Annotated in this window: 11 protein-coding genes; 6 read left to right on the top strand and 5 right to left on the bottom strand. The window is 40.7% G+C overall.

Annotated features, from left to right (window positions below; all coding sequences use genetic code 11):
• Nucleotides 1–179 precede the first annotated feature (179 nt).
• Nucleotides 180–1898 carry a multicopper oxidase domain-containing protein gene (locus ABH008_RS03245; protein WP_347988438.1) on the top strand — a complete coding sequence of 573 codons (1719 nt, stop codon included), beginning with the start codon at nucleotides 180–182 and terminating at the stop codon, nucleotides 1896–1898.
• A gap of 50 nt (nucleotides 1899–1948) precedes the next feature.
• Here the strand turns inward: ABH008_RS03245 and ABH008_RS03240 are convergent, their stop codons facing one another.
• Nucleotides 1949–3649 (bottom strand): multicopper oxidase domain-containing protein, encoded by a 1701-nt coding sequence (locus ABH008_RS03240; RefSeq protein WP_347988437.1) that lies wholly within the window; start codon nucleotides 3647–3649, stop codon nucleotides 1949–1951.
• Nucleotides 3650–3957: 308 nt separating this feature from the next.
• On the opposite strand from ABH008_RS03240, the gene ABH008_RS03235 reads away from it, so the two are divergent.
• Both ABH008_RS03235 and ABH008_RS03230 read left to right on the top strand, forming a co-directional pair.
• Complete coding sequence (locus tag ABH008_RS03235; RefSeq protein WP_347988436.1) at nucleotides 3958–6594, top strand: UPF0182 family protein; 2637 nt, start codon at nucleotides 3958–3960, stop codon at nucleotides 6592–6594.
• A 217-nt stretch (nucleotides 6595–6811) separates the two neighbouring features.
• The gene (locus ABH008_RS03230; protein ID WP_347988435.1) at nucleotides 6812–7627 is read left to right on the top strand and encodes a hypothetical protein; all 816 of its coding nucleotides are present in this window, start codon (nucleotides 6812–6814) and stop codon (nucleotides 7625–7627) included.
• A 106-nt stretch (nucleotides 7628–7733) separates the two neighbouring features.
• Here ABH008_RS03230 and ABH008_RS03225 read toward each other — a convergent pair whose 3' ends face one another.
• The 3 genes from ABH008_RS03225 to ABH008_RS03215 all read right to left on the bottom strand — a co-directional run bounded on the left by ABH008_RS03225 (nucleotide 7734) and on the right by ABH008_RS03215 (nucleotide 9701).
• The gene (locus tag ABH008_RS03225; protein WP_347988434.1) at nucleotides 7734–8114 is read right to left on the bottom strand and encodes a hypothetical protein; all 381 of its coding nucleotides are present in this window, start codon (nucleotides 8112–8114) and stop codon (nucleotides 7734–7736) included.
• 158 nt (nucleotides 8115–8272) lie between these two features.
• Nucleotides 8273–9106 carry an SDR family oxidoreductase gene (locus ABH008_RS03220; RefSeq protein WP_347988433.1) on the bottom strand — a complete coding sequence of 278 codons (834 nt, stop codon included), beginning with the start codon at nucleotides 9104–9106 and terminating at the stop codon, nucleotides 8273–8275.
• A 10-nt stretch (nucleotides 9107–9116) separates the two neighbouring features.
• Nucleotides 9117–9701, bottom strand: coding sequence for a DUF4124 domain-containing protein (locus tag ABH008_RS03215; RefSeq protein ID WP_347988432.1), 585 nt, complete (start codon nucleotides 9699–9701; stop codon nucleotides 9117–9119).
• A gap of 76 nt (nucleotides 9702–9777) precedes the next feature.
• On the opposite strand from ABH008_RS03215, the gene recC reads away from it, so the two are divergent.
• The 3 genes from recC to ABH008_RS03200 all read left to right on the top strand — a co-directional run bounded on the left by recC (nucleotide 9778) and on the right by ABH008_RS03200 (nucleotide 17598).
• Nucleotides 9778–12879, top strand: a complete 3102-nt coding sequence (recC, locus tag ABH008_RS03210; RefSeq protein WP_347988431.1) for an exodeoxyribonuclease V subunit gamma — start codon at nucleotides 9778–9780, stop codon at nucleotides 12877–12879.
• Entirely contained in the window at nucleotides 12869–16372 is a 3504-nt protein-coding gene (gene recB / locus ABH008_RS03205; protein ID WP_347988430.1) for an exodeoxyribonuclease V subunit beta, read from the top strand. Before recC ends, recB begins: the two co-directional genes overlap by 11 nt.
• A 479-nt stretch (nucleotides 16373–16851) precedes the next feature.
• Nucleotides 16852–17598, top strand: coding sequence for a TylF/MycF/NovP-related O-methyltransferase (locus ABH008_RS03200; protein ID WP_347988429.1), 747 nt, complete (start codon nucleotides 16852–16854; stop codon nucleotides 17596–17598).
• A gap of 582 nt (nucleotides 17599–18180) precedes the next feature.
• On the opposite strand, the gene ltrA is transcribed toward ABH008_RS03200, so the two are convergent.
• Nucleotides 18181–19350: a group II intron reverse transcriptase/maturase gene (ltrA, locus tag ABH008_RS03195; RefSeq protein WP_347988428.1), complete on the bottom strand. Its 1170-nt coding sequence runs from the start codon at nucleotides 19348–19350 to the stop codon at nucleotides 18181–18183.
• Between the last annotated feature and the right edge of the window lie 162 nt (nucleotides 19351–19512).

Genomic DNA, 19512 nt, shown 5'->3' with positions numbered 1-19512 from the left:
AGCTATTTTAGAGAATGGGATCCTGCATAAAATCTGAAAATCACCTTAGCTAGATGCTTATGCGTAAATAATCTCTGTACTTTAGCTATGGCTTCTGGTTACATTAAGTAGTTTTCAGGTCAGTAAAATTGTAATTTTATTACCTGTGTAAACTCATTATCTTTTTTATGAGGCTTTCTATGCATAAAATTAATCTAGCCATTCTGTGCGGCACTTTGTTGTCGATACCACATTGGGCTTTAGCTGCCAATAATTTACCAGCATCAACCAACGTCAAGCCTGGCGTTGCCGAAGAAGTGTGTTCCGAATTTACTGACCCTAAATGGCGTGACGCCCAAGTCATTGATGGCGTGGAAATTCAGGAATCACGAATGTGTAATCCTGATAATCCGGCAGATATCGCTGCCTTTGTAAAAGGCACCAACGGCATTTCCATGTCCACTTTAATGGAAACCCAACTAGCCGCTGATGCGGTTACTATGAGCAATGATATTGATGGTGATGGTGACCCTGATCATTACATTATCAAGCTGGAAATTGCCGAACTTAACGGCCATTCACCGGATATGCGCGAACCAACCACTACTTTTGATATTGCTCCAGGCATCCAGCCCACATTCTGGGTATATGCCCCAAAAACTCGGGATATGTCTACTTTAAGCTTATATGAGCCGGTTGCCAATCCACTCCTGCGTGCACCTTCACCTGTCATTCGGGTTGAGCAAAACGATATTGTCTGGATAGTTTTGGAAAACAGTCATTATCTGCCACATTCCATCCATTTACACGGCATTGATCATCCTTACATGGATCACAGTGGTGAAGGAAACGACGGTGTGGGGCAAACAGGGCAAATGGATGTGATGCCTGGAACCAGCAAAACGTATGTGATCAAACCGCGCCAACCTGGCACCATGTATTATCACTGCCATGTACAGCCACATACTCATATACCTATGGGCTTACAAGGTATTTTTATTGTTGAAGAAAATCGGCCTAATAACTGGCCGCAAGTTTTCAACGTTGGTGCAGGTCAGGTACGCCACCCTTCAGTTGCAGTATTGGAAAAATACAGCGCTGAGTACGATTTACATTACCAATCCGTTGATAAAGAATTACATGAATTAGCCCGATCAGCCAATGATCCACGTCTAATAGCGCGACGTCTTAATCAAGAATATGACACCACCGAAGCGACAGATGATTATTACATGCTGAATGGTCGCTCATTTCCTTATACTATCAGAGAATCTCTGATTAACATGGAAGAAAACAAGAACGTTAAATTGCGCGTACTGAATGGACATACCGATGCATTTGCGTTGCATATTCACGGTCACAAACCCATGGTTACACATTACGATGGCGTCGATAACGGCCCATCGTCCTATATCAAACGCGATGTACATGGCATGGTACCCGCTCAGCGACTGGACTTGTCTCTAAGTGGTGTTGATGATGGCTTAAACAGTTTTGGACAAGGTGTCTGGATGTTTCATGACCATGTTGAAAAATCTTTTACCACCAACGGTGTGGGTGAGGGTGGCGACATAAGCCTCGTCGTTTATAAGGGTTTTGCCGATGAAAGAGGTATTCCAAAATTACACGGTATGAGCTTGGCTCCTTATTTCACCAAGGAATTCTGGCAAGGAAAATATCCGATGTGGCAGGATTACGATGCATGGAAAAGCTTGGGCTTGCCTGAAATAAGAGCTCAAAAAGAAAAGGCCTTCGTACCGCCACCCCCACCTGCAAAACTGAGTGATAATACGACGCCCGTAACGGCAGCTGATCAACCCTCTATATTTAGCCAGCTAATTTATGGCTTGGTTCTTGGCATTTCAGCTTATCTGTTATTTCTGAATCGCCAACGCATCTTGGCATTGTTTAAAAAATAGTCATAATATATCGCCACCGAACAGTAGTTTCGGTGGCGATATAATCAACCTTAACTAATCAAAAATTGACGCATCATACCCAAATCTTCGTGCTCAAGATTGTGACAATGATACAAAAACAAACCTTTAAAATCCTGAAAAGGTTTGATGATATCGACTTTTTCTCCGGGCATTACCAATACAGTATCTTTCCAGCCATTTTCAATGAAACCATATTTTACGCTGTTATAAGCTGATTCGTTTACATCAGAAGTATGACGCTTAATGATTTGAAATTGTTGCCCATGTAAATGAATAGGATGAGCCATTTCCATCATACCGCCCATACCGCCCATACCGCCCATACCGCCCATACCGCCCATACCGCCCATACCGCCTCTATTTTGAACATTATCGTCTGTACTTTGTCTTCTACGCATCATCCCCATGCCGCCATGAACATGTTGTTGGTCATGAAAAATACTGATTTTCTTATATGAGCCTAACGCAACTCTCTCTACATCTAAAACTCTATCCATAGAAAAAGTTTTGCCGTTCAAAGTGGGCGTCATGTGTTGCATGGAAAGTGCAATCGGTATTGGCGTATCGACATTATCCACCGCACCTATACTCAAACGTTGAAAAGGAACCAGTTTTTCAGGTAGCGCAGGTGAATCGCCTACTTTTTCGATAATTGTAAAGGTAGCAATTGGAAATTGACTACCTTGAGCAAGGCTATGCTGCATATGCATCCCCCTATTCTCATCATTGCGATGATTGAACATGTGTTCATACATAGTAGGCATAACGCCAGAAAACGCCAAACTGTACATAACAAGTTTTGAACCTAGCTCTCGATGACTAAAATCTAGCCACAAGTCGACTCGCTCACCAGGAGCCAACATGATATAGGGTTTTTGCTCAGGACTTGCCAGTAAGCCTGCATCGGTACCTATAGCCAGCAACGGCGTTCCGTCCTCCCAACCCAGTTTATAAATTCGTGAGTTAGACCCATTGACAGCACGAAAACGGTAGGCTCTGGATTTTACCTTGAATTCTGCATTCGGTTTACCATTAACCAGAATATGGTCACCTAAAAACCCCATCATTCTTTGCGGCATGCTCTGTAAATATTGAAGTTGGTTATTCGCTGTGAAATTTCGATCTTGTATAACTAGAGGTAGATCATATTCACCACGCGGCAACTCCAGTTTTTTTTCATCTGTATCACTAACGACTATCAATCCTGCCAATCCTCTATAAACCTGTTCGGCAGTTAATTCATGGGCATGTGAATGATAAAAACTGGTGCCAGCCCGATTCAGTACTTCAAATTCATAGATGTACTGCTCACCTTGATTAATAGTGTACATAGGATGACCATCACTGAATTGCGGAACGTGCAAACCGTGCCAATGAATAATCGTAGGTTCAGATAATTTATTGGTAAAATACACTCTGACTTTCTGGCCTTTTTGCAGATGCAGAATAGGTCCAAGATAATTGTCAGGTAACGTTTGTAAAGTATTCTCAGGTCCTTTACGTATACTGGCATAAAACTTCTGCACCTGAGTTTGTGTTCCGCCGCTAAAAACAGGTACAAATGCCGATTGTGCTGTAAAGTCGACTTCTACATCAGCGTTGAAACCTAGAGTGGCACGACTTTTTATTTTACTGTCATTTGCCAACAAAAATTCAGGAAAAGCAGCTAATACCGTTCCTAATACTGAGTGTTGTAAAAATCTGCGTCTAGGATAATTGTTTGTGGTCATGACTCCCCCTCTGCATTGGCTTTAAAAAGCTTTATAATTATGTGGTAAACCATACTCCTGCTATTTAAAGTTAACAATGATTTTTTGCAGCTTGCAGGACAGCAAGTGCTGGTTAAAAACAATTTTTATTTGGGTGTTAGAATGGTAATCATTAGAAACCACATAACTGCGTTTAAAACGCCGGACTGGTTATTACTAATCCCGTTCAAGGAAAAGTGCTTTTTTAAACACTACAATTACAAATATAGCTGCTATACCCAGGTTATCAGTCATACTGAGTACTAAAAAACAAAACTAAAGAGGAAATTATGCGTAACCGGAAACTGTTACCCGTCTTGACGGTAGCTACTATCGTTTTTGCCATCGTTATGTATATGGCTTTCTACTTCGTGTTTATCGATTTTTTTGTGGATTTGTGGTGGTTCAAATCTTTAAACTTTGAAGTCTATTTTTGGCTAAAAACACTCTATCGATTCATATTTTCGGGTTTTGTAACTCTATTTTTCTTTTTGGTTTTTCTAATTCATTTCTGGATTGCCTCCCGTTATCTGGGGCTTAATCCCTCAGATGAAACATTGATGGATGACAAAAAAAGGCGCAGTTTTCAGCTCCTTGCGGATGGTTTTGTCAGCGGTTCGGCCAAAATCTACATCCCTGTTTCATTAATACTTGCTGTTATGATTGCTATACCATTTTATCAGCAGTGGAATCAGGCTCTACTGTACTTCTTCGGTAACAGTTCCGGCATTATTGATCCTATATACGGTAATGATGTTAGCTTTTATATGTTTCAGTATCCTATGTACTTACTGATACAAAAAGAATTGTTGATTACAGCTGGCTTAGCATTAATGGCAACTGGCTTACTTTATTGGCTCGAGCATCATTTTTTACCTCATCAAAGTAAAGAAATTCCACTGGGTGCCAAAATTCATCTGAGTATATTATTTATATTCTTTATGCTTTTTGTAATCTGGGGTTTTCTGCTGGAGCGCTTTGCATTGTTATATGCAGATAACAATGAGCCGGTATTTTTTGGTCCTGGTTTTATTGAACTGCGCTATCAACTGCCTTTAATTTGGCTAACTATTATCGCCATCATCGCTATCACGATATCGGTCGTTTTTTATGTAATTTCAAACAAACATCGCAGTAAAGCCCCTAGCCTGATTGCTACCATCAGTTTCGTAACCCTTTTAGCATTACGCCATTTTCATACCATACCAGAGTTTATTGAAACGCTGATTGTCAAACCCAACTTTAGCCATATTGAAGCATCAGGCATGCGAGACAACATCGATGCAACCTTAGCCGCTTATGATTTGAATAAAATTAATGTCATCGATTTTAAGGTGAATATTGATGCCAGCAAAGATATCGAAACCTGGTCAACTCAAAAACATTTTGAGAATATTCCGGTCTGGGATAGAGAGTTCCTTCTGGATAGTTATACACAGCTGCAAGGCATCAGACCTTACTATGGATTTCCAGATGTGAATGAAGACCGTTATTTCATCAATGGTCATCATCAGCAAGTCAATCTTGCTGCCCGCGAAATCAACATCGAAAAATTACCCAAAGAAGCACAAAACTGGGAAAACATGCACCTACGCTACACCCATGGTTACGGTGCGGTCATTTCTCCAGCGGCACAAGATGCAGCCATACCTATCGTTTGGTATTTAAGAGATTTAAACATGACTTCCAATATGGGGTTTTCTGTCAAATATCCTGATATTTATTATGGCAAAGGCAAATACAATTATGCGATTGTGCCTAATATTTTAGCTAGCCAGGAGATTTCAGGTACCACCGCAAACGAAACTCAGGATTATCAGGGTAATTCAGGTATACCTATTTCCTCCTATTTCAGAAAATTGCTGTTATCAACTTATGTACAGGATGAAAAAGTTTTTTTATCTCCTAATATCACTAAAGAGAGTAAGTTACTGATTCGTCGTAATATTGACGAAAGAATCAGCACCCTGACCCCTTTTCTACATCTTGATAAAGATCCTTATCTGGTCGTTGGCAAAGAGCGCTTATACTGGATTCAGGATGCATACACCCTTTCTAACTTTTATCCGGTTTCAAAACCTGCCGATGATGATTATCTAGATGGGAAACAAGAGTTCAACTATATTCGTAATTCTGTGAAAATCGTAGTGGATGCGTATGATGGTCATGTAGACTTTTATATCTGCGATCCTAAAGATCCGATTATTAATGCCTACAGTCGAGCCTATCCCGGCGTTTTCAAAAACTTGGCAGAAATGCCAGATGAACTATTACAACACTTGCGCTATCCGCGTGATTTGTTCTATATGCAGATGAAAATCTACGCTAAATATCATCAAAATAATCCAGATTTATTTTATGAGCAAGCTGAAACTTGGGATTATGCTTCAGTCGCACATGAATTAGTATTACCTTATTTTATTACTATGGATTTTGATCACTGCAATGATGAAGAAGAATTTGTGATGATTAATCCAATGACACCTATCAAGCGTGAAAATTTAAGCATGATTGGTGTTGCTACCACTCTAGATGACAAAAGTTGCGATCATAGCTATAAACCTGGTGTCACTGTATTCAAGTTTCCAAAGGCAGTACAGGTTAACGGACCTTCACAGGTTAATGCGTTAATCGATCAAAATCCAGAAATTGCTGCGCAATTTACACTATGGAATCAACAAGGTTCAGAAGTTAAAAAGGGACGTATGGTGATTTTACCAATGGGTAACTCCATACTTTATGTACAACCTATCTATATGCTGGCGACTCAAACCAAAATACCTGAACTTGCTCGTGTCATTGTGTCTATAGGCAATCAAGTGGTTATGGATAAGACCATACAAAATGCCCTACAAAGATTGAAAGCTTTATTCATAAATGGCAGTAATGCTTCCCCTACAGGTACATCGACTACGGAGGAAAAATGATTGCTCTTCTCTGGAAACGCGATATTAGTAACGCGTATAACAAGCAAAATACTTTGTAAGTTTTCAGCGTATGCTCAGCTATTCGGCTATTAGTGTCGGCAAACTTCTGCCTCCCGGCTCTAATAGCCAAACAAATTAGCTATTTGGCTGGGTTTTAAAAACTAACAGAATAGTTACATTTCTTTTTAAATTTGTATTGTTTTTATTATTAAAGTCCATGTCGCCATCAGTATTTGTTTTTATAGCTCTATCCAGTGAGGCGAAACCACTGATTCAGCGTTGGGGTTTAAAGCAACACGCCGAAACCCATCCATTTTTAATCTATACCGATTCTGATCGGGTTTTAGTGATTACAGGAATAGGATCCATTGCAATGGCGGGTGCAATTGGCTATGCAATGGCTATTTATCCATTACGGAGTCAGCATTGCTTAATGCTTAATTTGGGAATTGCTGGGCATCGTGACAATGCGCTAGGCTCAATCTATCTGGTTGACAAGATTATAAACGGAGAAAATAACAAAAAATTTTATCCCCAACTACCCAAACGGATAGGCTTTAAAACTTGCGCTGTCAAAACCATGCAAAAACCGCAAAATAATTACGCTGAAGATTGTTTATATGATATGGAAGCGGCTGGTTTTTATGAACTTTGTAGTAAATTTAGTAGCAGTGAACTCATACATAGCCTGAAAATAGTTTCAGACAACTCAGAGTCTTCGATTGATAATATAAATGCCAGCAAGGTAGAGGGCTGGATAAGCTTACATGTGCAAGCCATAGATGAATTGATTAGCTTGATTAGACAAAGAACGCAGCAACTACCTACTGTTAATCAGAGTCTATTCCATCTGTTAAGTACACAGTTTCATTTTACTGTAAGCAGCGCAGTCAGACTAAAAAATCTGTTGCAACGTTGGCAATTATTACATCCAGATGCTGAGCTTGAATGGCAAAAAATACCGGCTAGAAATGCGAAAGAGCTATTGAACTGGATAGAAAAAGAATTGGATGAGACTGACTTTTACCTTTAAAGTGTATTAGATTCAGTTGTATTAGTTAAAGCGATAAGTTTCGCACTTAAGCGTTTTAGCAATTAGACTAGAATGGGGTGCTAGACGCACCCCATCTTAATGCAATTTAGAGTAGTTTTTTCAAGCTTTCGATAACTTCTTTAGCTTTGGCTAAATGCTCTTTTGATTCTTGTAGATTGGCTGCTTTTGCAGAGGCAATAGCTGCTTTCAAATGTTTAGTAGCTTTTGAGTTTTCACGAGCAACTCTGTCATTTGCATTTATTTCTTCAGAAAAATCAGAAGCTTTTTTGATCAGTGCTGCAACATCCGCATCTTCCGCGCCATTGTTAATAGCTGTTTCAGCAGCTGCAATACGCTCCAGAACACCTTTAATCGCATCTATTGGTTTGTAACTGGTTCTGCCTGCTTCAGCAACGGCAGCAGTTGAAAAAGAACCCATTGCAGCGGCTAAAGAGAATGCAATTACAGCGCTTTTTAAAATTTTCATGTATTACCCTCACAGTTATTTTTATTAAGAACATATAGCGACTATTAAAAATACACTACTGGCTATATGCCAGCGCGATAATAACATAGATCATGGGGTTTGATAGTATGTTTATTGCAAATTGATGACATTTTTCTAGTCTATGGAAATTGACTAATTCACTCAACACTTACCAGAATTCTATCTAACCAGGCAGTCGGCAACAGGCGCTTTAAGAAGCCGAACAGGTAAGTGGGAAACGTCACAGGGTAGCGGCAGCGTGGATGAGCAGCCTCAATTGCAGCAAGTACTTTTGCAGCAACTGCAGTTGCAGGTAAAGTGAAAGGTGCTGCTGGCCCCACTTTTTCCAGACGCGCGACCATTGCCTGATAAGTACTTTGATGAACGCTCAGATTGGGGTCTACATTGTCTTGAAACATTTGCATCGCATTTTTACGAAAATCGCTGCTAATCGGGCCGGGCTCAATCAAAACAATATGCACACCACTACCGCGCAATTCCAAACGCAAGGTATCGGCCAACCCTTCCAGAGCGAATTTACTGGCATTATAAGCACCACGAAATTTCAAAGCGACAAAGCCCAGTATAGAACTGTTATAGATAATGCGACCATAGCCCTGCTGCCGCATTACAGGTATTACCAAATTGGTCAGTTCATGAGTACCAAAAAAGTTGGTCTCAAATTGGCTGCGTAAAACGTCGCGACTTAAATCTTCCACGGCTCCTGGCTGACCATAGGCTCCATTGTTAAACAATACATCAAGTTTCCCCTCAGTGAGTATCAACAGTTCTTTTACTGCACCCTTAATACTATCTGAATCGGCAAGATCCAATTGCAAACAAGTAAAGCCCTCCTGTTGCAGACGCATAACATCTATCGATTTGCGTGCTGAACAAATCACTTGATGTCCACGCTGTTTCAATACGTGTGCGGTAGTGTAGCCAATACCGGAAGAACAACCGGTAATAAAAATAATTTTGCTGGATGTCATAATAGTTTTTTTAATTTAGCTCAGCCTGATTAAAATAAAAGTTACTTCCGCTACTGCAATTAATCAGAAAGACTAAAGAATCTGGCTTACTTTTACCATTAAGCTCATCCGCTTCAACGCGCTGACATTTTCCAGTAGCCAATGCTTTTTGGGCTGCCTTACGTCTATACTTTTCAACTTCGGGCAAAACAGACTCGAAAGGTTTAATACGCTCTGGCAAGTTATCCGGATCGTATGCTGGAATAGCATAGGCTGAAAATTGTAAGGGATTCTCTTTAATCAAGTCCTGAGTCACCTTGATTTCTGCTTTAGCCTGCTGTTTTATTTGAGCAAATTTTTCGATTTTGGCATTTTTTTCAGCTAATTCCTGCAATTCTTGTTGTTTTTTTTGTTCCGCATTAAGCGCTTTTTGCTGTTCAAGTTCATTTAAATCAAGCGTAGCCCCTGTTTTTGGATTAATTTGTACAGCTTGATGTTCGCTCGTACAGGGCGATGATTGATAATAAATGTGGCCTGAAGCTTCTACACATTTAAACACCCCTGCCCAACTATCAAAAGTTAGAAACAAGGTAAAAACAAAGCATAATTTTTTCATTGTAATCCTGTAGGTTAGTCGTTAGTCTGCCAATATTATCCAGTTTGTTTTGATCAAGCATAAATTTTATTCCTATATGTTCATTTTGCACAGTTCCAACAAAACAGAAAATCTGCTGGCACATCTGGTTGCTGTACTAAAATCTGCGCCATTGACCTCACCCTTTGCCGAAGAATTGTTTTTGATTCAAAGTCAGGGTATGGAACGATGGTTATCGCAGCAACTGGCAGAACAATTTAAAGTTTGGGGCAATTTTCGTTACTTGTTTCCAACGAAATTTTTCAATTCATTGTCGGCATGTCTGGATAAGCAGTCAAATGAGAATGCTTTTGATCGACATTTATTACTGTGGCGCATTGAAACGTTGTTACGTGATATTGAGGGCGAAGTATTTAAACCCATACACTATTTTTTAAATGGTGAAAACAATGATTTAAAACGCTACCAATTGGCATGGCAATTAACACGTATTTTCGATCAATACCAAATGTTGCGTCCCGATTTACTGGATGCATGGCAACAAGGTCGCAGTTTATATAATACCGCTAGTGAAGCATGGCAACGCAATTTATGGCTGGCACTGGTTAGGGACATTGGTACTGAACATCGAGGCGAACAATGGCGAAAAAATATTCAGTTATTACAACAAAATGCGCAAGGACAACTGGGGGATATTTTGCCGGAACGCATTCTGGTGTTTGGCATCAATAGTATGCCGCCATTATTGCTAGATTATTTACAGGCCTTATCCCAGCATAGCGATGTGCATTTATTTTTGTTTAATCCCGTGCAAAACTATTGGGCTGATTTACCTAGCAAACGCTTACAGATCGATTTGACAACAATTGAAGCCCATCCGTTATTGGTGGGGTTGGGCCAACAAGGACGGGAGTTCCAACAATTACTGCTGGAAAGGGTAAGCTTTGCATTTGAGCCCACTAGTTTTGAGGCCGATATTACTCAAAGCAATCTGCAATATCTACAGAACGACCTGTTAAATAATCAAATTAGCGCAATTAAGCTACAAGCAGACAATTCCATCAGTATCCATGCTTGCCATTCTCGGTTACGCGAAGTGCAGACACTAAAAAATCAACTGTTGGCAACGCTGGAAAAGCATACTGATCTCGAATTACGCGATATTGTGGTAATGGCACCCGATATTCAGCTCTATGCACCTTTCATTAGCGCCGTATTCAATGACATACAACATGCCATAGCCGATCGTAGCTTGCGAACTACCAATATTTCACTACATGCTCTATTACAGTTTTTAAATTTGTCGCAAACTCGATTGGGTTGGCAAAGCGTATTAGATTTACTTGAACAAAGCCATGTCTATCAAAGCTTTGGACTTAATGAAGCCGATTTAAGCTTAATTCGCCATTGGATTGAAGATACTCAGGTACGTTGGGGACAATCGGCAACTCACAAACAATCACTGGGATTACCCGCGCTTAATCAAAACACTTGGCAAGCCACCTTGGACCGCTTATTTATGGGCTATGCCATGGGTAGTGATGACGCATTTATTGATGAAGTATTACCATATCTGGAAATTGAAGGCTCGGCAAGTCAAGCACTTGGAGGACTCAATGAGTTTTTACAATTGTTATTTACCGCTGCTGATGAATTGCAATCGGCAAAAACGCTCAGCAATTGGCAAAGCCTATTAAGCCATTATGCGCATCAATTATTGGGTAATGCTTATTCGCAAAATCAGCAACAACTTAATGAATTTATAGCCCAAATTTCTGAAATTGCTGCCATTCATGAGCAGCCTATTTCATTAACTGTGCTGATCGCTTGGCTGGAAGGTCACATGGATGAAACAAAATCCAGTAATGGCTTTCTTCGAGGACAACTCACATTTTGCTCCATGTTGCCTATGCGTGCTATACCCTTTCAAGTAATTGCATTGCTGGGTATGAACGATGGCGAATTCCCCAAAACAGAGCGTAGCCCAGATTTTGATTTATTGACACAACAACCCAGATTAGGTGATCGATCGCGACGAGCCGATGATCGTTACCAGTTTTTAGAAGTTTTGTTATCTACCCGGAGACAACTCATTTTAACCTACATAGGTCAATCGCAACAGGATAATAGCCACATCCCGCCTTCGGTCATTGTCAGTGAATTACAGGATGTATTACGCGACTGTTATGAACTGGATAATCTGGTGATTTATCATCCACTGCATGCGTTTAGTTCACGCTATTTTGACAACAGCCATCCATCGCTATTTAGTTATTCACAAAATGATTATGTGACTGCACGAGATTTAGGTACTGAAAAAGCGCAAAGCAAACCTTGGTGGCAGGGCACTATCAATATCAACCATGGCGAAGTCATTTTAATAGACGAGCTATTGCAATTTTATAATCATCCGCAACGTTTCTTTTTACAACAACAACTCGGTATTTTTTTACCACAAATCCCTGCTGACCCTGAAGAACGCGAACCGTTTGTGCTAGACGGCCTGAGTCGTTATAAACTTCAGCAACAGTGGATCGCCCAATTACTGAGGGGTAAAGCTCAACCATTGGCAAAAATGCAAGCGCAGGGACATTGGCCAGCGGGCGCTTTGGGTGAAGTGGAATGGCAGCGACAACAAGTATGCATACATGAATTTGTAAACTCCATACAGGCCAAAAACCTAGGTAGCGTCCAACCTGCCCAAGCTTTTGACTATCAAATTGGCCCTTATCGATTGCTAGGTAAACTAGAAAATAGATACAGCAATGGCAGCTTACTTTATCGTTATAGCTCGTTAAAAGGCAGTGACTTTATGAGCGCTTGGTTGCATCATTTATTAATCAATACCCAACAAGCGCAATTGACTTATTTGTTAAGTAAAGACAAAGACTTGCTTTTTAAACCTGAAATGGCTGATCAGCAGATCTTACAAAAATTGCTAGACCTGTTTGTACAGGGCAAACAACGTCCTGACATTTTTTTTACGCAAGCGTCGTTTTATTATTTGCAACAAAAAAACCCATCTAACGCATTACCTGCCGTTATAAAGCATATGAGTGACAGCATTGAAAAAGGTTATGAGCCTGAAATTTGTCAAGTACTGGCTCATCGCGATTTAACCACGGTTTTCAATGACACTTTTGAAGAGAATTGCCAAACCTTGTTAGTACCCGCCTGGAGTAGTGCTTATGCAGAATAAAGCATTCGAAGCTTCCTGTAGCGAGTTGCTATCTGGCATTAATTTGATAGAAGCTAGTGCAGGTACCGGTAAAACGCATGCTATAGCCATACTGGTATTGCGTTTTGTCGTCGAACTGGATGTCGATTTAAAAGAACTGCTAGTGGTAACCTTTACCAAAGCTGCAACAGAAGAGCTGAAAGACAGGATACGCATGCGCCTGGTTGAAGCTAAAGCAGCCGTTAGTCAAACCGAAATAAATAAAGAAGGCTATCTGGAAAAATGGCTTACTGGCCTAACAATTGATCAAGACACTATCAGGCGGCGGCTAGAGCTGGCATTATTAGACATTGATCAAGCCGCTATTTTTACCATACATGGCTTTTGTCAGCGGGTATTGTCAGAACATGCTTTAGAATGCGGCCAACTGTTCAACTGTGAACTCAGTGGTGATATAACCCGCATTCGGCAAAATTGTGCCGACGACTTTTGGCGCAAACACGTTTATCAACGCCCAGTTTGGCAGGTTAGTTTACTGACAGCCGAATTTCCAACTCCCGATTCACTATTAAGCAGTATTAACACTATTGGCTTACACCAAATTGTTTATCCAGAAAATGATGATCTGGATACTGTCATGCAAAAACTGGAAGTATTACTGGTAGACGCCAACGAAAAATTTCCACCACTCTTACAAAAATTACAAGCAGCCTTTTCTGCGGGTTTTTTTAAAGAGTCCTTTAGCCACTATGTCGAAGAAAACAGCAATGCCCTAGGCACTTGGCTACAGAATCCAAACACAGAAAAAGCTGACTTTTTATGGCTAACCGCGGCTGGTTTACTAGACGGATTGAATGGTCGTAAATTTCTAGTCAGTAAAAACAAACCTTTGCCAAGCGAACAACAAAAACAACTCTATCTAGATAGGCTAGAGCTGGATTTTACTACTTTTGAGCAACTTGCTAACACTTTGCAAGAATTGAATATCGTGTTTCGTTATGCGTTGTTAAACACTTTACGCACAGACCTTGATAAAGCACTACAGCAAAATAATGTCTTATCATTTGATGACTTGATTAGCCGTTTGACAGAGGCTTTACACGGTGAAAAAGCGCAGTTACTAATCGATCATTTGCAACAACGCTTTAAGGTGGCATTGATTGACGAATTTCAGGACACCGATCATCAGCAATGGCAAATATTCTCGCAAATTTTTACGGCAACACATCAATACCTGTACCTAATAGGCGATCCCAAACAGGCTATTTATAAATTTCGCGGGGCGGATATCTATTCCTACTTTGCTGCCCAACGCCAAGCGCAACAGCATTATACCCTGCTGCAAAACTGGCGATCTGATCCGGATTTGGTTACAGCCGTCAATGTGTTATTTAATCGTGATCAACCCTTTTTACTCCCAGAACTAGATTTTAATCCCGTCGAAGCAGCGCAGACTAAGGCTAAGGGCAGTATTTGCGATACGCCACCCTTAGTCTGGTGGCAATTAGATAAAAACCATGGTAATACTGAATATTGGACTTCGGGTAAAGCGGCACGCGCCATACGTGACGCAGTGGTCAACGAAATTTTACAGCTACTAAACCTTGCGTACACTGAAGAAGCTAACGATACTGCTTCGGACTCAATAAAAATACAGGCTAAAGACATCGCTATTTTAGTGCGTAGCAATAATCAGGCGCTTGAGTATCAACAGGCATTGCAAGCAGTAGGTATCCCGGCAGTAGTGAATAGCAAGCAATCAGTTTTTGCGACTGATCAAGCTCTGGAAATCTACATCGTATTACAGGCTGTTGCCCAACCCAGCCATATTCCAACCTTAAAACAAGCTTTAACCTTAAGTTGGTTCAATCTGGATGGTCAACAGCTCTATCAGTTTGCTAATGATGAAACAGCGCTGGATGCTTACTTGAGTCGATTCCAGCAGTATCATGAAATTTGGCAACAGTCCGGCCTGTTAAGCATGATGCAACGCCTATTAGAACAAGAGCAGGTAGAACAACAGCTTTGCGAGCTACCACAAGCAGAAAGAATATTGACTAATTTACATCACATTATTGAACGCCTACAACAAGTCAGTATAGATGAACAGCTAGCTATCAATAAAACTCTGGACTGGTTACGCCAATCCATACATCAAGCCCCGCAACAATGCAGTGATGATCAACAATTACGTTTGGAAAGCGATGCTGATGCGGTAAAAATTGTTACCTTGCATGGCAGTAAGGGCCTTGAATATGCGGTGGTATTTTGTCCTAGCCTCTGGCAACGTAGTGACCGTTTATACAGCGAGAAAAACCAGATTCAATGCCATGAAGAGGGTCACATGATTGTAGACCTAGGCTCTGCACAATTTGCCGAACGCCGTCAAAAAGCTATTTATGAAGAATTAGCAGAAGATTTGCGCTTGCTATACGTTGCGGTAACGCGGGCAAAATACCGCTGTTATTTGTGCTGGGCAGATGTACGCACTAAAGAAAAACCTAACGATTCGGCCTTAGCCTATCTACTGGATTTTGCCGATACTGATTTTGCGGGACAGCAACAAATGTTTAAGGCTTTTTTAACTGAGCATCCTGAAGCATTCGCTTACCAATTATTGCCTGTTGACTGTGAAATAACCGAGCAGTATCTAAAAATGGATAAGCACATTAGTTTGTCCTATCGCCACTTCCAACGCAGCTTGTATAGCCCCTGGCAAATGAGTAGCTATACGGCATTATCAGCCTTAAGCATACACGATACACCTGAGCTTCCTGAAGATAAAGCGCTTGAAACTAGTGAAGGAGAAGTCTCTGACAATGGTTTACCTAAAGGTGCTATCACGGGTAATGTTGTGCATTATCTACTTGAAACTTTAAACTTCCAAATGCTGGCCAGTGGCAATGATATTAGTAAATACCGCGATCAAGCCATTGCCCGCTTTGGGTTGCAACTCCAAACACCTCAATTAATCGATCAACTATTGCAAACTGTTACTACTAGCGCATTGAGTGAGGATGTCGAATTTTGTCTAAAAAATCTGCATCCTAAAAACTGCATAAAAGAAATGCCTTTTTATCTGGCTATGCCCGCATTGAATGTTGAGCGTATTAACGACATTCTTACCTCCACAGCCACTTATCAGCCCTTAGCCAGCAAGCAAATGCGCGGTTATTTAACCGGGTTTATTGACTTGATCTGTTGCTATCAAGGTAAATTTTATGTAATTGATTATAAAACCAACAGTTTGCCTGATTATCAACCAACAACCCTGTTACAGGCCATGCGTGAACATAATTACGGTTTGCAATATTGGTTGTATAGTTTGGTGCTGGATGCTTACTTACAACAGCGTCTACCTGGCTATGATTATCAACAACACTTTGGCGGAATTAAGTATTTGTTTGTGCGTGGCATGGTGGCGGATAAACCGGGCTATGGTGTGTTTACAGATTTGCCTGAGTATTCGAAACTGAATGCATTATCGAAAGTGCTGTTGCCTGCATTGGATTGATTTGTTCAGCGTAACTTTTTAGAAGCATCGTCAATTACCTAGTGCCAAATACAGATGTTGGATTTACAAAAGTAGGCGCGGCTGAATGATAATGAAACCGCAATTCGAAGCTGATAAGCTTTGTAATTCAAAGGAGGCGGACCGGCTTTCGCCACCTCGCCATCCGAATTGTACGGGAAGTTCTCCTGGATACGGTTTTCCAGTTAGTAGTTTCCTCACCTGGCTTTGCAAGCCAATTTGCGGGCTTCATGAAGTGAGAAAAGCCCACGCTCAGCAAACTAAGCGTTTTTCCAGAGAATCGATGCACTCTAACTATTTGCGCATTCTGCTTTTTTGTTTTTTTAATAACGGACTAGTTAATATTCTGATACTTCATGATTTAGATAATTAATGTAGCTGCTATAAATTTTTATAAACGCTCTAAAATTCTGATAAACTTCAACCACAAAAATACTTATTAATTTATAGGCTATTTACATATGCTGCTTAACTTTTTAAAGCGTTTAATTCATTTTATCAAACGCCAGCCTTTCATTAGATGCTTAGGACGATTACCATATCTTAGTAAAGGTTATTGTGATAATGAAATATATATTGATCCACTATGGAACCACACTTTAGCTAATTCTCCAGAACAAATTCAATACTTCCAATCGATTCTCAATTCGAATCTCGTTGCAATGTCATTTCACGAAGTAGTTAATCTTCATCGTATTGTTAGTAGAACCAATCATCTTTCTGGGGACCTTGCTGAATGTGGCTCATTTCATGGTGGGAGCGCCTTGATTATGGCTAAAGCTAATGAGTCAAAAAAACCGATACATCTTTTTGATACTTTTACTGGCATTCCTGAAATAACTGCAGATGTTGATTTGCTTAAAGTTGGAGACGTCAAGGGGAGCGCGTTAGATGACGTTCGAAATCTACTGTACGAATTTAATGACTTAATAAGATATCATGTGGGTTTTTTTCCAGAAACAACTTTAGAAATTCCTTTAGAAACAAAATTTTCTTTTGTTAATCTGGATATGGATGTTTATGAAAGTACTAAAGCAGGGTTTGAATATTTTTACCCACGAATGACTCGTGGGGGCGCAATCATTTGCCACGATTATTTTTCTAAAAGTTGCCCTGGTGTGAAAAAAGCCGTGGATGAATTCTTTGCCGATAAACCTGAAACGTTGATTGATTTATGGCATACACAAATCGTAATGATTAAATTATAGGAAATTTTATGTTTTCTTATGGACAAGAAATTGATTTAACAAGCATGATACGCCGTCAGGTTCATGGATGTTTTGGCGGTGTTGTTAATAAATCAAATTTTAGTTGAAAAAAACCTATTTTCGCTCATTTCTAGATCTTAACAAACTGAGGTATCTCAAGGTTTGTCATTAGACTCAGCACTAGGTAGCATACTCAGGCCTCTGCTTTTTCTGAAGTAATTAGTGAGCTTTAATTGTATTGCCGAAGATTTTTTAGTTAACGATAGGATTTTTCAGACCGCATATTTAAATGTTATTTTTTCTGAAGATGTTGATTTGTATTTTCACGCAAAAAAGCGTAAGTAAAGTACCTGCTAGACTTGAATCTAACGACTCTTGCTGGTAGGGTCGAAAACTGGCGCGCGCACTTTAGGTTCCGGTGGCTTATCCATAACTTTCGTCATGGGCCGCAATCCGACTACCATCATCACGTTTCCAGCTCCCGCCACGTCAAACGCAGCGTGCGGTTTTCCCGCACTACGCTTTCCTGTTCGTTTCTTATCAAGGCTTATGTGGCCTATCGTCTGAATTCACTTTCAACGCCTAGCCATGCCGAACCCGATAACCGTTAAACAGCTTAAGTTCGTTATAAAGCCAGTGTTTACTCCACTCCTTCCAGCCGAAGCCCCTACTATTCCGAGATCGCCCAAGATGCCGCCGTACTTTCTTTTCAACCCAATCTTTGACATAACCGAAACACTCGCTGGAATGCCCAATGGAAAAATAGTTAACCCACCCTCTTAATATCGGATTGATTAGTTCTATTATTCTATCTATCGGTTGTGATTGAAAACGCCTAAAGATTTCCTTGAGTTTTCGCAGCAACGCCGTACGCTTCTTCAACTTTGGTGCGTAGTTTGCTCGCCAAACCTTCTTTAGACTGAGAACACTGCGGAAATCAAAGCCTAGAAAACTAAAGCTTTCACCACAGGCCAGATCGACCTTTCGACTTTTCTCTTCATTAACCTCAACTTGTAGTTTGGCAAATTCTTCCCGAAGACGTTTGCTTACAGCAGCTAGCAGCCATCTATGGCGTGGATAGGCATCAATCAAGACCACAAGATCATCAGCAAAACGTGCATATTCGATGTAGACATATTTACCGTTTCGCGTTACTTCTTTTGCCCGCTCCAGCATACAATCGACCTCTGTGAGGTAAATATTACTGAGCAAGGGAGAAATCACCCCGCCTTGCGGAACGCCTATTGAACCTGATGCTTTCAATATTCGCGTCAATATCCACAGAATGTCATCGTCTTTGATTCGACGCGCCACCTTTTCCAACAGTAGATGATGTTGCACCGTATCAAAGTAGGCGCGTAAATCAAGATCAATGACCAGCGTTTTCCTTTGTACGATTGCCTTAGCTACCCGCTCCACTGCTTCATGCGCTGTACGCTTAGGCCGATACCCAAACGAACCTGATTGGAAGTCAGCTTCGAATATCGGCTCCAATATCAGTTTTAGAGCACCTTGCACCACCCGATCACGGATAGCAGGTATCGACAGAATGCGGACTTTTCCGCCATCCTTCGGTATCTCCTGTCTCTTCGACTTTAGTGGTGTGTAGGTTCGCTCAATCAACTCAAATTGTATTTGCCTCAGGAACGCATCCAGTCCCTGCCTTTCAATGACTTCAAACGTTATGCCATCACTTCCAGGCGCTCCGTTGTTTTTCTTCGCCATTGTATAGGCTTCAAGTAAGGTTTCCATTTTGAAAACATGAACGTATATCCCCCAAAATCGCCAGGACGGTTCCGCCTTCGCCTTAATATATATCTTCCGTCTCAAGTCCTGCAAATTACTGGACGCCTTTATCATCTCGCCGCCTCTTATATTGTTAGAAGAATTACAAACAGCAGGGCCTCTTCGCTC

The sequence above is a fragment of the Methylomonas sp. AM2-LC genome, assembly GCF_039904985.1.
In the GTDB taxonomy this organism is placed as follows: Bacteria; Pseudomonadota; Gammaproteobacteria; order Methylococcales; family Methylomonadaceae; genus Methylomonas.
Note: the sequence above shows the minus strand (reverse complement) of the source record. Positions and strands in the feature narration are given on the sequence as shown.

What these genes read in the sequence shown, in the direction of transcription:
- recC (WP_347988431.1), top strand. Translation starts at nt 9,778, where the DNA reads ATGTTCATTTTGCACAGTTCCAACAAAACAGAAAATCTGCTGGCACAT.
- ABH008_RS03225 (WP_347988434.1), bottom strand. Translation starts at nt 8,114, where the DNA reads ATGAAAATTTTAAAAAGCGCTGTAATTGCATTCTCTTTAGCCGCTGCA.
- ABH008_RS03235 (WP_347988436.1), top strand. Translation starts at nt 3,958, where the DNA reads ATGCGTAACCGGAAACTGTTACCCGTCTTGACGGTAGCTACTATCGTT.
- ABH008_RS03215 (WP_347988432.1), bottom strand. Translation starts at nt 9,701, where the DNA reads ATGAAAAAATTATGCTTTGTTTTTACCTTGTTTCTAACTTTTGATAGT.
- ABH008_RS03245 (WP_347988438.1), top strand. Translation starts at nt 180, where the DNA reads ATGCATAAAATTAATCTAGCCATTCTGTGCGGCACTTTGTTGTCGATA.
- ltrA (WP_347988428.1), bottom strand. Translation starts at nt 19,350, where the DNA reads ATGGAAACCTTACTTGAAGCCTATACAATGGCGAAGAAAAACAACGGA.
- ABH008_RS03240 (WP_347988437.1), bottom strand. Translation starts at nt 3,649, where the DNA reads ATGACCACAAACAATTATCCTAGACGCAGATTTTTACAACACTCAGTA.
- ABH008_RS03220 (WP_347988433.1), bottom strand. Translation starts at nt 9,106, where the DNA reads ATGACATCCAGCAAAATTATTTTTATTACCGGTTGTTCTTCCGGTATT.
- recB (WP_347988430.1), top strand. Translation starts at nt 12,869, where the DNA reads ATGCAGAATAAAGCATTCGAAGCTTCCTGTAGCGAGTTGCTATCTGGC.
- ABH008_RS03200 (WP_347988429.1), top strand. Translation starts at nt 16,852, where the DNA reads ATGCTGCTTAACTTTTTAAAGCGTTTAATTCATTTTATCAAACGCCAG.
- ABH008_RS03230 (WP_347988435.1), top strand. Translation starts at nt 6,812, where the DNA reads ATGTCGCCATCAGTATTTGTTTTTATAGCTCTATCCAGTGAGGCGAAA.